The 12,873-nt window shown below is 70.5% G+C and carries 9 protein-coding genes and 1 pseudogene; 3 read left to right on the top strand and 7 right to left on the bottom strand.

Features of this window, described 5'->3' with window-relative positions:
- Positions 1 to 65: 65 nt before the first annotated feature.
- Entirely contained in the window at positions 66 to 740 is a 675-nt protein-coding gene (locus tag WS78_RS08255; RefSeq protein ID WP_059580701.1) for an arylesterase, read from the bottom strand.
- On the opposite strand from WS78_RS08255, the gene WS78_RS08260 reads away from it, so the two are divergent.
- A complete protein-coding gene (locus WS78_RS08260; protein WP_059580705.1) occupies positions 739 to 1,455 on the top strand; it encodes an ABC transporter ATP-binding protein in 717 nt (238 codons plus the stop codon). The two genes, WS78_RS08255 and WS78_RS08260, sit on opposite strands and share 2 nt — an antisense overlap.
- 61 nt (positions 1,456 to 1,516) lie before the next feature.
- Here WS78_RS08260 and pgi read toward each other — a convergent pair whose 3' ends face one another.
- The 3 genes from pgi to WS78_RS08275 all read right to left on the bottom strand — a co-directional run bounded on the left by pgi (position 1,517) and on the right by WS78_RS08275 (position 6,186).
- Entirely contained in the window at positions 1,517 to 3,139 is a 1,623-nt protein-coding gene (gene pgi, locus WS78_RS08265; RefSeq protein WP_059580710.1) for a glucose-6-phosphate isomerase, read from the bottom strand.
- 100 nt (positions 3,140 to 3,239) lie between these two features.
- Positions 3,240 to 4,835 carry an NAD(P)H-hydrate dehydratase gene (locus WS78_RS08270; protein ID WP_038744696.1) on the bottom strand — a complete coding sequence of 532 codons (1,596 nt, stop codon included), beginning with the start codon at positions 4,833 to 4,835 and terminating at the stop codon, positions 3,240 to 3,242.
- A 46-nt stretch (positions 4,836 to 4,881) separates the two neighbouring features.
- Positions 4,882 to 6,186, bottom strand: coding sequence for an FAD-dependent oxidoreductase (locus WS78_RS08275; RefSeq protein WP_059580891.1), 1,305 nt, complete (start codon positions 6,184 to 6,186; stop codon positions 4,882 to 4,884).
- A 254-nt stretch (positions 6,187 to 6,440) separates the two neighbouring features.
- Here WS78_RS08275 and purL point away from each other — a divergent pair, with 254 nt between their 5' ends.
- The gene (purL, locus tag WS78_RS08285; protein WP_059580713.1) at positions 6,441 to 10,511 is read left to right on the top strand and encodes a phosphoribosylformylglycinamidine synthase; all 4,071 of its coding nucleotides are present in this window, start codon (positions 6,441 to 6,443) and stop codon (positions 10,509 to 10,511) included.
- Between the two features lie 39 nt (positions 10,512 to 10,550).
- Positions 10,551 to 11,054: pseudogene (locus tag WS78_RS08290) on the top strand (GNAT family N-acetyltransferase); the annotation flags it as partial.
- 124 nt (positions 11,055 to 11,178) lie between these two features.
- On the opposite strand, the gene WS78_RS08295 reads toward WS78_RS08290, so the two are convergent.
- The 3 genes from WS78_RS08295 to WS78_RS08305 are packed head-to-tail and all read right to left on the bottom strand — an operon-like array spanning position 11,179 to position 12,830.
- The gene (locus tag WS78_RS08295; protein ID WP_038744626.1) at positions 11,179 to 11,958 is read right to left on the bottom strand and encodes a peptidylprolyl isomerase; all 780 of its coding nucleotides are present in this window, start codon (positions 11,956 to 11,958) and stop codon (positions 11,179 to 11,181) included.
- Positions 11,959 to 11,982: 24 nt separating this feature from the next.
- The gene (locus WS78_RS08300; RefSeq protein ID WP_081989352.1) at positions 11,983 to 12,303 is read right to left on the bottom strand and encodes a BolA family protein; all 321 of its coding nucleotides are present in this window, start codon (positions 12,301 to 12,303) and stop codon (positions 11,983 to 11,985) included.
- On the bottom strand, positions 12,300 to 12,830 hold the full coding sequence (locus tag WS78_RS08305) for a septation protein A (RefSeq protein ID WP_038744625.1): 531 nt from the start codon (positions 12,828 to 12,830) through the stop codon (positions 12,300 to 12,302). Before WS78_RS08305 ends, WS78_RS08300 begins: the two co-directional genes overlap by 4 nt.
- Positions 12,831 to 12,873: the final 43 nt, after the last annotated feature.

Raw genomic sequence — 12,873 nt, forward strand, 5'->3', positions numbered from 1 at the left:
CGCGATTGTCACGCGGTATCGGCGCTGACGTCGGCCTTCGGCGCGTTACCGTCAGCGTGCCACCGTCAGCGCGACGACGTCCGCAGCAGCGGCTTGAGGGCCGGCCACACGTTGTCGAGCAACTGGCGCTGCGCGGCCTGCGTCGGATGGATCTGGTCGGCCTGGAACATGTCGGGCTTGTTCTCGATGCCGGCGAGCAAGAACGGCACGAGCGGCACGCGCATCTCCTTCGACAGCGTCGCGTACATCCCGTGGAACTTCTGCGTGTAGTCCGGGCCGTAATTCGGCGGCACGTACATGCCGACGAGCAGCACTTGCGCGCGCGCCTGCCGCGCCTGCGCGACGATCTCGCGCAGGTTGCTTTCGGTCGCGGCGAGCGGCACGCCGCGCAGCGCGTCGTTCGCGCCGAGCTCGACGACGACGACGGCGGGCTTCAGCCGCGCGAGCACCGCGGGCAGCCGCGCGCGGCCTCCGCTCGTCGTGTCGCCGGAGATGCTCGCGTTCGCGACGCTATAATCGATTCGCTCGGCCGCGAGACGCGTGCGCATCAGCGCGACCCAGCCCGTGTCGCGCGGCAGGCCGTACTCGGCCGACAGGCTGTCGCCGAGCACCACGATCACGGGCTTGCTGCCGTGTGCGCCGGTCGAGGGCGCGGCGTTCGTCGCCGCGGATGCCGGGCCGGCGAGCGCCGCGAGCGCGGCGAGTGTTGCGCCAACCTTCCAGTGAAATGTGCGTTTCATGCTCAAGATTACCGATCCGATCATCGAAGTGCGGAATGCGTGCAAGCGTGTCGCCGACGCCGCCGGCGAACTGACGATCCTCGACCGCATCGATCTGACGGTTCGCGCCGGCAGCAACGTCGCGATCGTCGGGGCGTCGGGGTCGGGCAAATCGACGCTGCTCGGTCTGCTCGCCGGCTTGGACAGCGCGACCGAGGGCACGGTTCGCCTGTTCGGCCAGGATCTCGGCCAGCTCGACGAGGATGCGCGCGCGGCGCTGCGCAACGGCGCGGTCGGCTTCGTGTTCCAGTCGTTCCAGCTGATGCCGCATCTGAGCGCGCTGGAGAACGTGATGCTGCCGCTCGAGCTGCAAGGCGGCGTCGGCGCGCGCGAGGCCGCGCAGCGCGCGCGCGCGTTGCTCGAAGAGGTCGGGCTCGGCGCGCGCACCGGTCACTATCCGAAGCTCCTGTCGGGCGGCGAGCAGCAGCGCGTCGCGCTGGCGCGCGCGTTCGTCACGCGCCCGGCGCTGCTGTTCGCCGACGAACCCACGGGCAGCCTCGATGCGGCGACGGGCCATGCGGTGATCGACCTCATGTTCGAGCTGAACCGCGCGCACGGCGCGACGCTCGTGCTCGTCACGCACGATCCGGAGCTCGCGCGCCGCTGCGAGACGACGGTCGTGCTCGAGGCGGGGCATTTGCGCGGTGCGGACCGCGAGCGGCAAGAGGCGAGCTGACGCGGCGCGAACGGCGGAGCAGCAGCGGCTCGACCGCCGTCGCTCGCGCGCCGCACGTGCATTACTTGCCGAGCGCCTTGCGCGCGCGCGCGATCAGCGTCGACGTCGACGAATCGTGCTTCGCGGGATCGGGCTGCGCGGCCGTCAGGTCCGCCTCGACGATCTTGCCGAGGATCTTGCCGAGCTCGACGCCCCACTGGTCGAACGGGTTGATGTTCCACACGGCGGCCTGCACGAGCACCTTGTGCTCGTAGAGCGCGATCAGCGCGCCGAGCGCGCGCGGCGTGAGCGCGTCGACGAGAAGCGTCGTCGTCGGCCGGTTGCCGGGGAACGTCAGGTGCGGCGCGAGCTCCGGCTTCTCCGGGCCCGCGATCTTGCGCGCCTCGTCGAGCGTGCGGCCGAGCATCAGCGCCTCGCTTTGCGCGAAGCAGTTCGCGAGCAGCTTCGGGTGGTGGCTCGCGAGCGGATGCTCGGGCGTGAGCACGGCGACGAAATCGATCGGCACGAGCGTCGGGCCCTGGTGCAGCATCTGGAAGAACGCGTGCTGGCCGTTCGTGCCGGGCTCGCCCCACGTGACGGCGGAAGTCGGGTAGTCGACGAACGCACCGTCGATTCGCGCGGACTTGCCGTTGCTCTCCATCTCGAGCTGTTGCAGATACGACGGCAGGTAATGCAGCGCTTCCGAATAAGGCGCGACGAGATAGCTCTGCGCGCCGAAGAAATTGCGATACCAGATGCCGACGAGGCCTTGCAGCACCGGCAGGTTGCGCTCGAGCGGCGTGGTGCGGAAGTGCTCGTCCATGTCGTGCGCGCCGGCGAGCAGTTCGCCGAAGCGCTCCGGCCCGATCGCGATCATGATCGACAGGCCGACCGCCGACCACAGCGAGTAGCGGCCGCCGACCCAGTCCCACATCTCGAACACGTTGGTTTCGGCGATGCCGAACTTGACGACTTCAACGGGGTTCGCCGACACGCCGACGAAATGCTTCGCGAGCGCGCCCTCCGGGCAGCCCTTCGCGACGAACCAGTCGCGCAGCGAGCGCGCGTTCGTCATCGTCTCGAGCGTCGTGAAGGTCTTCGACACGATGATCGCGAGCGTCTCTTCCGGATCGATCCGCTCGAGCACGCGTGCGAGATCGGCGCCGTCGACGTTCGACACGAAGTGCGTCGCGATGTCGGGCGTCGCGACGTGATGCAGCGCGTGGACGACCATCTTCGGCCCGAGGTCCGACCCGCCGATGCCGATGTTCACGACGTGGCGAATCCGCTTGCCGGTGTAGCCCGTCCATGCGCCGCTGCGCACCGCGTCGGAAAAGCGCGCCATCTTCGCGCGTTCGGCCGCGACCTGCGCGTGGAACGGCGCGTCGGGCGAACTCGCGCGCAGCGCGGTGTGCAGCGCCGCGCGGCCTTCGGTCGGGTTCACGATTTCGCCCGCGAACATCGCGTCGCGGCGCGCCTCGACGCCCGCTTCGCGCGCGAGCTGCACGAGCAGGGCGAGCGTCGCGTCGGTGATGCGGTTCTTCGAGAAATCGGCCGCAAGGCCGCCGCCTTCGAACGTGAAGCGTTCGGCGCGCGTCGGCGCGGGATCGTTGGCGGGGGCGAACCAATCGCGCAGATGCGCGTCGCGGATCTCTTCGTAGTGCGCTTGCAGCGCGGGCCAAACGGGGAGCGAATTCAGCGTCATGGCAATCAGGAGCGAAACGGCTTGAACCGGGGAGGGCCGCGCCTGCGCGCCGGCGCGCGGCATGCAGGCGGACGAGGAGCCCGCCTGCGCGGCGGGACGATCAGTATAGCGGCGCTTGGCCCGACGTGGCGGGTCGCGTATAAAACAGCCGATTGATCAGCAGGCGCACGGCGGCCGCGAGCTCGCCCGCGGCTGTGCCCGCCGGGCCCGCCCCCGCCGCGCACAGCCGCTCGGCGGCGAGCCCGTGCAGGTAGACGCCCGCGAGCGCCGCTTCGTAGCGCGGCATCCGCTGCGCGAGGAATGCGCCGATCAGGCCGCCCAGCACGTCGCCCGTGCCGCCTGTGGCGAGCGCCGCGTTGCCGGTCGGGTTGATCGCGACGCGGCCGTCGGGCGCCGCGATCACGGTGCCGGACCCCTTCAGCGCGACGATCGCCGAAAAGCGCGCGGCGAGCGCGCGCGCGGCCGCGACGCGATCGCGCTGGACGTCGGCCGCGTCGGTCGACAGCAGGCGCGCTGCTTCGAGCGGGTGTGGCGTGAGCACGGCGGCGTCGCCCGCGCGGCCGCGCGCGGCGAGCGCGTCGGCAAGCTCGGGCGTTTTCGCGATCAGGTTCAGCGCGTCGGCGTCGATGAGCTTCGGCGCGTCGAGCCGCAGCAGCGCCGCGAGCGTGTGCGCGGCGTGCTCGCTCGCGCCGAGCCCGCAGCCGATCGCGAGCGCGGTGAGCGCGGCCGTTGGCAACGCGTCGGCCGGATGCAGCATCAGTTCCGGATACGGCGGATCGTACGGCGGCGCGCCCGCGCCGACGAAGCCGACGTGGACCTTGCCCGCGCCCGCGAAGAGCGCCGCGCGCGCGGCGAGGATCGGCGCGCCGCACATGCCCGTGTCGCCGCCGACGATCGCGACGCTGCCGTACGTGCCCTTGTGCGACGCGAACGCGCGCTCGGGCAGGCGCGCGTCGAAGAGATCGGGCGCGTTCAGCCGGATCGCGGGCGCGACGGCCTCGTCGAGATCGAGGGGCGCGACGTGAATCTCGCCCGCCAGGTCGCGCCCGTCGCCCGTGTAGAGGCCGGGCTTCGCGGCGATGAACGATAGCGTGTCGGTCGCCGCGACGGCCGGGCCCGCGCCGACGCGCATGCCGGTGTCGCTGTCGAGGCCGCTCGGCACGTCGAGCGCGAGCACGCGGCCCGTGTGCCGCGCGCGCGCCGCGATTCGCTGCGCGATCGCCGCGTACGCGCCGTCGAGCGGCCGCGCGAGGCCGATGCCGAACAGGCCGTCGACGAGCCAGCCGTAGCCGTCGAATGATTCGGGGGCCGCTTCGTCGATCGGCACGTTCGCCGCGCGCGCGCGCTCGAGCGCCCAGCGCGCGTCGTCGGGCTTCGCTTCGATCGGCATCCAGGCGTCGGCCGCGAAGCCGAGCCGGCGCAGCTCGGCCGCGGCGACGAGCGCGTCGCCGCCGTTGTTGCCGGGGCCGACCGCGAACCAGACGGGGCGAGGGTCGCTGACGAGCCGCGCGGCGAGCCATTGCGCGGCGGATTTGCCCGCGCGGTCCATCAGCGTGTGGGGCGGCAGCGTGGCGGTGGCCGCGGTCTCGACGTCGCGCAGCTCGGCGACGGTCAAGAGCGGCTCGCTCGCGTGAATCGGCGGCGCGTCGAACGGCTCGGGAGAAGGGGGCGGGGCGGAATCGGCAGAGAGGATCATGGGCGGCTCGCGATCACGCGCCGCCCCGCGCGCGGCGGCAACGGCGTCAGGTGGCAAAGCGCTCCGCGCGCAGCGCGGCGAGCGTGTCGGCGGGCACGCGGTGCGCGCCGCCGCCGACGTCATCTGCCACCACTTTAGCAGACCCGAACGCAAGGCCCCAGCCCGCCGGGCCGTGGCCGAAATTGACGAAGACCCGCGGGTCGGCGGTCGGCCCGACGACGGGCAGGCCGTCCGGCGACAACAGCTTCGCGCCCTGCCACGCGCGCGCGGCGGAGATTTTCGCGATGCCGGGCAGCCAATCGTGCGTCGCCTGGCCGAGGAGCGCGAGCGCGGTCTCGGAGAGCGGCTCGGGCAGCGGCCGCGCGGTGTCCTTCGCGCTTTGCAGCACGGCGGCGCCGCCAATCCGCAGCCGCTGGCCGAGCCGCGTGATCGCGATCCGCTTGACCGAGTCGACGATGCTCAGATGCGGCGCGTGCTCCTCGTACGCGAGCGGCGCCGTCAGCGTGTGGATGCGCACCGGATGCAGCGGCGCGCGCACGCCGAGCGGCTCGACGAGCGAAAGGCTCTCCGTGCCCGCGGCGACGACGATCGCGTCGGCCGAGATCACGTCGACTTCCTTCGCCTTCGCCGCGCGCGGATCGGCCGGATCGGGCGCGAGCTCGACGGCCGCGCGCTTCGCGTCGGTGCGGATCGCCGCGGCCGCGCGGCCGAGCCGGAACTGCACGTCGTGCTCGTCGAGCACCTGCTTGACGAGCTTCACGAACAGCGGGCAATTCGCGGTGCGCTCCTGCGCGAACAGCACGCCGCCCGCGAACGCGGGCTCGGCGGGCATCGACGGCTCGAGCGCCGCGCACGCGTCGGGCGTGAGCGTTTCGTAAGGCAGGCCGAGGTCGCGCATCAGGTCGAGCGCGGGTTGCGTGTGTTCCCATTCGGCCGCGTCGCGCACGACGTGCAGCACGCCGCTCTTCTGCTCGAATTCGAGGCCAAAGCGCGTCTCGACGTCGGCGATCGCGTCGCGCGAGAGCTCGACGAGCGGCTTCAGCTTCGCGTACTGCGCGGCGAACGCGGCGGGCTCGCGCAGCGCGTCGAGGCGGCTCGCGAAGCGCCGCAGCGCGCCGTTCAAGCCCGGCTTGTAGACGACGCCGCTCTTCTGCGCGCGTCGCTCGCGCATGAAGGTCGGGCCGAACCACACGTCGAGCGGCGTCGGCAGCAGCGTGCCGCCCTGGCCGTAGGTCGCGCCCTGCGCGACCGTCGCGTGGCGCTCGACGACGCACACGCGATGGCCGGCCGCGCGCAGCTGGTAGGCGGTGGCGATGCCGGCGACGCCGCCGCCGATGACGATTACATCCATGTTCGATTCGATGTCGGGCGCCGCTTCCGGCCCGATGGAGGATCTTGCGTGGCAGGCCGTGCCCGGCCCGGTGAAGCGCGCATGATAGCGCCAAATGACGCGCGCCGGCCGGCGCGATGCGCGCGCCGCGGCGTCGGGCCGGCGCGCGCGGCGCATGCGAGCGGCCGTTCGGCGGTCGACTTCCGGGTATAATTACGGCCTTCCTTACGCCCCACGTCGCCAGCTTGCGCGACTCATCGACGTCAGTCCAGCCCATGGCTCACTTCTCGTGTTTTCCCGGTGCTTCGGCGCTTTCCGATTTCCGTCAAACCCGCCTGCTCGACGCGCTCAAGCAAATCGACGGCGACATCGTCGCGATCCGCGGCCAGTATCTGCATTTCGTCAACGCGCACGAGCCGCTCGCGGCGGACGACAACGCGCGCATCGACGCGCTGATGCACTACGGCGCGCCGTTCGAGCCGGCCGCCGAGAAGGGCGCGACCGAGACCTTCGTCGTGCTGCCGCGCTTCGGCACCGTGTCGCCGTGGGCGAGCAAGGCGACCGACATCGCGCAGCACTGCGGCCTCGCGCGCGTGCGCCGGATCGAGCGCGGGATCGAGTTCACGGTGACCCTGAAGGCGGGCATCCTCGGCGTCGGCGCGAAGAAGGCGCTCGCCGCCGACGCGCGCGCGGCCGTCGCGGCCGCGCTGCACGACCGGATGACGGAAAGCGTCGTCGGCTCGCGCGACGACGCGCGGCACCTGTTCGACGAGCTGCCGGCCAAGCCGCTCGCGACGGTCGACGTGCTCGCACAGGGCCGCGGCGCGCTCGAGCGCGCGAACGTCGAACTCGGCCTCGCGCTCGCCGACGACGAGATCGACTACCTCGTCGACGCGTTCGGCAAGCTCGAGCGCAACCCGACCGACGTCGAGCTGATGATGTTCGCGCAGGCGAACAGCGAGCACTGCCGCCACAAGATCTTCAACGCGCAGTGGACGATCGACGGGCAAGAACAGGACATGTCGCTCTTCGCGATGATCCGCAACACCGAGAAGCTGAGCCCGCAAGGCACGATCGTCGCGTATTCGGACAATTCGTCGATCATGATGGGCGCGCGGGCGGAGCGCTGGTTCCCGCGCGGCGCGAACGCGGCCGGCGAGCCCGGCGAGCGCTACGGCCGCCACACCGAGCTCACGCACACGCTGATGAAGGTCGAGACGCACAACCACCCGACCGCGATCTCGCCGTTCCCGGGCGCGGCGACCGGCGCGGGCGGCGAGATTCGCGACGAGGGCGCGACGGGCCGCGGCGCGCGTCCGAAGGCGGGCCTCGCGGGCTTCACGGTGTCGAACCTCGACCTGCCGGGCGCACGCCAGCCGTGGGAAAACGCACGCGACGCCGCGCAGCCCGTCGGCGAGCGCGACGCGAGCGAGCAGCATGCGCCGTACGGCCGCCCCGACCGCATCGCGTCGCCGCTTTCGATCATGATCGACGGCCCGCTCGGCGGCGCCGCGTTCAACAACGAATTCGGCCGCCCGAACCTCGGCGGCTACTTCCGCGTGTACGAGCAGAACGTCGGCGGCCAGGTGCGCGGCTATCACAAGCCGATCATGATCGCGGGCGGCATCGGCAACATCGCCGACCAGCACACGCACAAGCACGACGTGCCGGCCGGCTCCCTGCTGATCCAGATCGGCGGCCCCGGCATGCGCATCGGCATGGGCGGCGGCGCGGCGAGCTCGATGGCCACGGGCGCGAACACGGCCGAGCTCGACTTCGATTCGGTGCAGCGCGGCAACCCGGAAATCGAGCGGCGCGCGCAGGAAGTGATCAACGGCTGCTGGCAGCTCGGCGATCAAAACCCGATCCTCAGCATTCATGACGTCGGCGCGGGCGGCCTGTCGAACGCGTTTCCCGAAATCGTCGACGGCGCGGGCAAGGGCGCGCGCTTCGAGCTGCGCAAGGTCGCGCTCGAGGAGTCGGGCCTGTCGCCGCGCGAGATCTGGTCGAACGAGGCGCAGGAGCGCTACGTGCTGGCGATCGCGCCGGCGGACCTGCCGCGCTTCGAGGCGATCTGCGCGCGCGAGCGCTGCCCGTTCTCGGTGGTCGGCGTCGCGACCGACGAGCGCCAGCTTCAACTCGTCGACGACGAGGCGGCGGGCGCGGCCGAATATCCGGTCGACATGCCGATGGAAGTGCTGCTCGGCAAGCCGCCGCGCATGCACCGCGACGTGGCGCGCGTCGCCGTCGAGCGCGCGGGCGTCGACGTGACGGGCATGTCGCTTGCCGACGTCGCGCGCGACGTGCTGAAGCACCCGACCGTCGCGAGCAAGTCGTTCCTCATCACGATCGGCGACCGGACCGTCGGCGGCACGTCGGTGCGCGACCAGATGGTCGGCCCGTGGCAGGTGCCCGTCGCCGATTGCGCGATCACCGCGCTCGACTACGCGGGCTTCAGCGGCGAAGCGATGACGATGGCCGAGCGCACGCCGCTCGCCGTGATCGACGCGCCCGCGTCCGGCCGGATGGCGGTCGGCGAGGCGATCACGAACATCGCCGCCGCGCCGATCGCGTCGCTCGACAAGCTGAAGCTGTCCGCGAACTGGATGGCCGCGTGCGGCACCGAAGGCGAGGACGCGAAGCTCTTCGACACCGTGAAGGCGATCGGCATGGAGCTGTGCCCCGCGCTCGGCATCGGCATTCCGGTCGGCAAGGATTCGCTGTCGATGAAGACGAAGTGGGACGAGAGCGGCGTCGCGAAGGAAGTGGTCGCGCCGGTGTCGCTGATCATCTCGGCGTTCGCGCCCGTCGACGACGTGCGCCGCCATCTGACGCCGCAACTGCGCCGCGTCGCGGAAGTCGGCGCGAGCGCGCTGATCGCGATCGATCTCGGCCGCGGCAAGAACCGTCTCGGCGGCAGCATTCTCGCGCAGGTCTCGCAGCAGGTCGGCGACGCGACGCCCGACGTCGACGATCCGCAAGACCTGAAGCGCTTCTTCGCGGCGATCCAGGCGCTGAACGCGCAGGGCCTGCTGCTCGCGTACCACGACCGCTCGGACGGCGGCCTGTGGGCGACCGTCTGCGAAATGGCGTTCGCGGGGCACGCGGGCGTGTCGCTGAACGTCGACATGCTGACGCTCGATGCGCAGCACGAATCCGACTACGGCGACGCGAAGGACTGGGCGAAGCAGACGAGCGGCCGCCGCGAGGACCGCACGATTCGCGCGCTCTTCTCCGAAGAGCTCGGCGCGGTCGTCCAGGTGCGCGCGGCGGACCGCGACGCGGTGCTCGGCGCGCTGCGCGAGCACGGCCTGTCCGCGTGCTCGCACGTGATCGGCGCGGTCAACGAGACCGACGCGATCGAGGTGTACCGCGACGCGAAGAAGATCTACGAAGCGCCGCGCGTCGAGCTGCAGCGCGCGTGGGCCGAAGTGAGCTGGCGGATCGCGCGGCTGCGCGACAATCCGGCCGGCGCGGACGCCGAATACGACGCGATCCTCGACGCCGAAGATCCGGGCCTCGCGCCCGTGCTGACGTTCGATCCGGCGGAGGATGTCGCCGCGCCGTTCATCGCGACGGGCGCGCGTCCGCGCGTCGCGATCCTGCGCGAGCAGGGCGTGAACTCGCATCTCGAAACCGCGTACGCGTTCGATCGCGCGGGTTTCGACGCGCACGACGTTCACATGAGCGATCTGCTCGCGGGCCGCGCGACGCTCGCCGATTTCGCGGGCGCGGTCGCCTGCGGCGGCTTCTCGTACGGCGACGTGCTGGGCGCGGGCGAGGGCTGGGCGAAGACGATCCGCTTCAACGACAAGCTCGCCGACATGTTCGCCGCGTTCTTCGCGCGTCCCGACACGTTTGCGCTCGGCATCTGCAACGGCTGCCAGATGATGTCGAGCCTCGCGTCGATGATCCCGGGCGCACAGGCTTGGCCGAAGTTCACGCGCAACAAGTCCGAGCAGTTCGAGGCGCGCTTCTCGTTCGTCGAAGTGCAAAGCTCGCCGTCGATCTTCTTCGCCGGCATGGAGGGCTCGCGGATTCCGGTTGCGGTCGCGCACGGCGAAGGCTTCGCTGATTTCTCGCAGCAGGGCGATCAAAGCCGCGTCGCGATTGCGATGCGCTACGTCGATCATCGCGGCAACGCGACCGAGCGCTATCCGTTCAACCCGAACGGCTCGCCTGCCGGCATCACGTCGGTGACGACGGCGGACGGCCGCTTCACGGTGCTGATGCCGCACATGGAGCGCGTCCATCGCACGGTGACGATGAGCTGGCATCCGGAAGGCTGGGGCGAAGCGAGCCCGTGGCTGCGCGTGTTCCGCAACGCGCGCCGCTGGCTCGGCTGACGCGATGACGATCGGCCCGCAGCCGGCCGGCGCCGCCACGCCGTCACGCCGCGCGACGAGCGCGCGGCCGACGTCGAGGCGATCGCCGGCGTGATCGCCGCCGCATTCGCGGGCGAGCCACACGGCGGACAGTTCGAGCGGCGCATCGTCGATGCGCTGCGCGCGGACGGGTGCCTGAGCGTATCGCTCGTCGCGCAGCGCGAGCGTCGCATCGTCGGCCACGTCGCGTTTTCGCCGGTGACGATCGGCGCGAGGCGCGCTGGCTGGTACGGGCTCGCGCCGCTTGCGGTGCTGCCCGGCTGCCAGCGGCAGGGCATCGGCGCGAAACTGGTGCGCACCGGCCTCGATGCGCTGCGGCGCATCGGCGCGCGCGGGTGCGTCGTGCTGGGCGATCCCGCCTATTACGCGCGCTTCGGCTTCGGGCCGGCGGGCGACATCGCGTTTCCGCACGCGCCGCCCGAATACCTGACGGCGTTGTCGTTCGACGACGCCATGCCGCGCCCGGCGGGCGAAGTCCGGTATCACGCGTCGTTCTACGCGTAACGGCACGCGAGCGCGCGGGCGCGCCGCACATGCCGCTCGTCGGCTCGGCAATCCGGCGCTCTCGCGCGGACAAAAAGAAAGCCGCTCCGAGGAGCGGCTTTCTCGTATCCGGCGCGATGCGGCGTTACTGGATCTTCGCCTGCTGACGCAGGCCTTCCTCGAACGCCTGCAGCTTCTGCTGGACCATCTGCTGCGCGATCTGCTGCTTGACCTGCTCGAACGGCGGCGGCGTGATGCTGCGGATGTCGTCGACGCGGATGATGTGCCAGCCGAACTGCGTCTTCACCGGCGTATCCGTCATCTGGCCTTTTTGCAACTGCTGCGCGGCCGCCGCGAATTCCGGCACGTACGCCTTCGGATCGGACCAGTCGAGATCGCCGCCGTTCTTCGCCGAGCCCGGGTCCTTCGAGTATTGCTTCGCGAGATCCTCGAACTTCGCGCCGCCCTTGATCTTCGCGATCAGGTCCTTCGCCTGTTGCTCGTTTTCGACGAGAATGTGGTGCAGGTGATATTCGCGGCCGGCCGCGTTTTTCACGAGCTCGTCGTAGCGTGCCTTCAGTTCGGCGTCGCTCGGCTGGTTCTTCTTCAGGAAATCTTCGATCAGCGCGCGCAGCACGGCGGTCTGCTGCGCGACGACGATCTGCGCCTTCACGTCAGGACGATTCGGAATGCCGCGCTTGATCGCCTCCTGCATCAGGATCTCGCGATTGACGAGCTCCTGGCGCACCGCCTGCTCCAGCTGCGGCGTGTCCTGCTGACCTTGCTGGACGAGCTGCGCGATCATCGCGTCGGCGCGCGACTTCGGAATCGGCGTGCCGTTCACGACGGCGATGTTCTGGGCGAAAGCCGGAGCGGCCGCGAGAGCGGCTGCCGCGGCCCACAGGCGGGGAAATTTCAGGATCATCGGGAAGTTCCTAATGAGGCGGACTTATTGAGAACGGGAAGGCGCTGGATATTCTTCTGGCGTGTACGCAACGATCGCAAGCGCGTGGATGCCGCGTTGCATCGCATCGGCGAGCGCATCATACACCAGCCGGTGCCGCGCGACGCGGCTCTTGCCGGCGAACGCGGCCGACACGATCGTGACCGTGTAGTGGCCGCCCGAGGCGGCGCCCGCGTGGCCCGCGTGCTGCGCGCTGTCGTCGCGCACGTCGATCGATTCGGGCGCGAGCGCGGCGGATAGACGCGCCTCGATGAGCGCGATGCGCTCGGCAGGTGTCGCGTAGAGGAAGGTCTCGCTCATCGTCATTCGTCCTTCAGGTATTTCGCGAGCCAGAGGCTTTGCAGGATCACGAAGACGACGATCGCGCCCGTCGTGCCGAACAGCTTGAAGTTGACCCACTGTGATTCGGTGAAATTGCGCACGACGTACAGGTTCGTCACGCCGAGCGCCGCGAAGAACGCGGCCCAGGCGAGGTTCAGCTTGTCCCAGACCGGTTCGGGCAGCGTCAGCTGCTTGCCCATCATCTTCTCGATCAGGTTCTTGCCGAACACATAGCGCGCGGCGCAGAGGCCGGCGGCGAAGAGCCAGTAGAGGACGGTCGGCTTCCACTGGATGAACTTCTCGTCATGCAGCACGAGCGTCGCGCCGCCGAACACGACGATCACGCCGAGGCTCACCCACAGCATCGTGTCGACTTTCCGGTGGCGGAACGCGACCCAGGCTACCTGCGCGAGGGTCGCGGCGATCGCGACGGCCGTCGCGGTGAAAATGCCCCACAGCTTGAAGGCGGCGAAGAACAGAATGATCGGGAACAGATCGAACAGAAATTTCATGGTGCTCGCGGCTGCGTGGCGGGCATGGGGCCCGCCACCGTTG

The organism is Burkholderia savannae (genome assembly GCF_001524445.2).
Taxonomy (GTDB): domain Bacteria; phylum Pseudomonadota; class Gammaproteobacteria; order Burkholderiales; family Burkholderiaceae; genus Burkholderia; species Burkholderia savannae.

Excerpts from the sequence above, each read along its gene's own strand:
- WS78_RS08260 (WP_059580705.1), top strand. The coding sequence starts at position 739 with ATGCTCAAGATTACCGATCCGATCATCGAAGTGCGGAATGCGTGCAAG.
- WS78_RS08255 (WP_059580701.1), bottom strand. The coding sequence starts at position 740 with ATGAAACGCACATTTCACTGGAAGGTTGGCGCAACACTCGCCGCGCTC.
- pgi (WP_059580710.1), bottom strand. The coding sequence starts at position 3,139 with ATGACGCTGAATTCGCTCCCCGTTTGGCCCGCGCTGCAAGCGCACTAC.
- WS78_RS08270 (WP_038744696.1), bottom strand. The coding sequence starts at position 4,835 with ATGATCCTCTCTGCCGATTCCGCCCCGCCCCCTTCTCCCGAGCCGTTC.
- WS78_RS08275 (WP_059580891.1), bottom strand. The coding sequence starts at position 6,186 with ATGGATGTAATCGTCATCGGCGGCGGCGTCGCCGGCATCGCCACCGCC.
- purL (WP_059580713.1), top strand. The coding sequence starts at position 6,441 with ATGGCTCACTTCTCGTGTTTTCCCGGTGCTTCGGCGCTTTCCGATTTC.
- WS78_RS08295 (WP_038744626.1), bottom strand. The coding sequence starts at position 11,958 with ATGATCCTGAAATTTCCCCGCCTGTGGGCCGCGGCAGCCGCTCTCGCG.
- WS78_RS08300 (WP_081989352.1), bottom strand. The coding sequence starts at position 12,303 with ATGACGATGAGCGAGACCTTCCTCTACGCGACACCTGCCGAGCGCATC.
- WS78_RS08305 (WP_038744625.1), bottom strand. The coding sequence starts at position 12,830 with ATGAAATTTCTGTTCGATCTGTTCCCGATCATTCTGTTCTTCGCCGCC.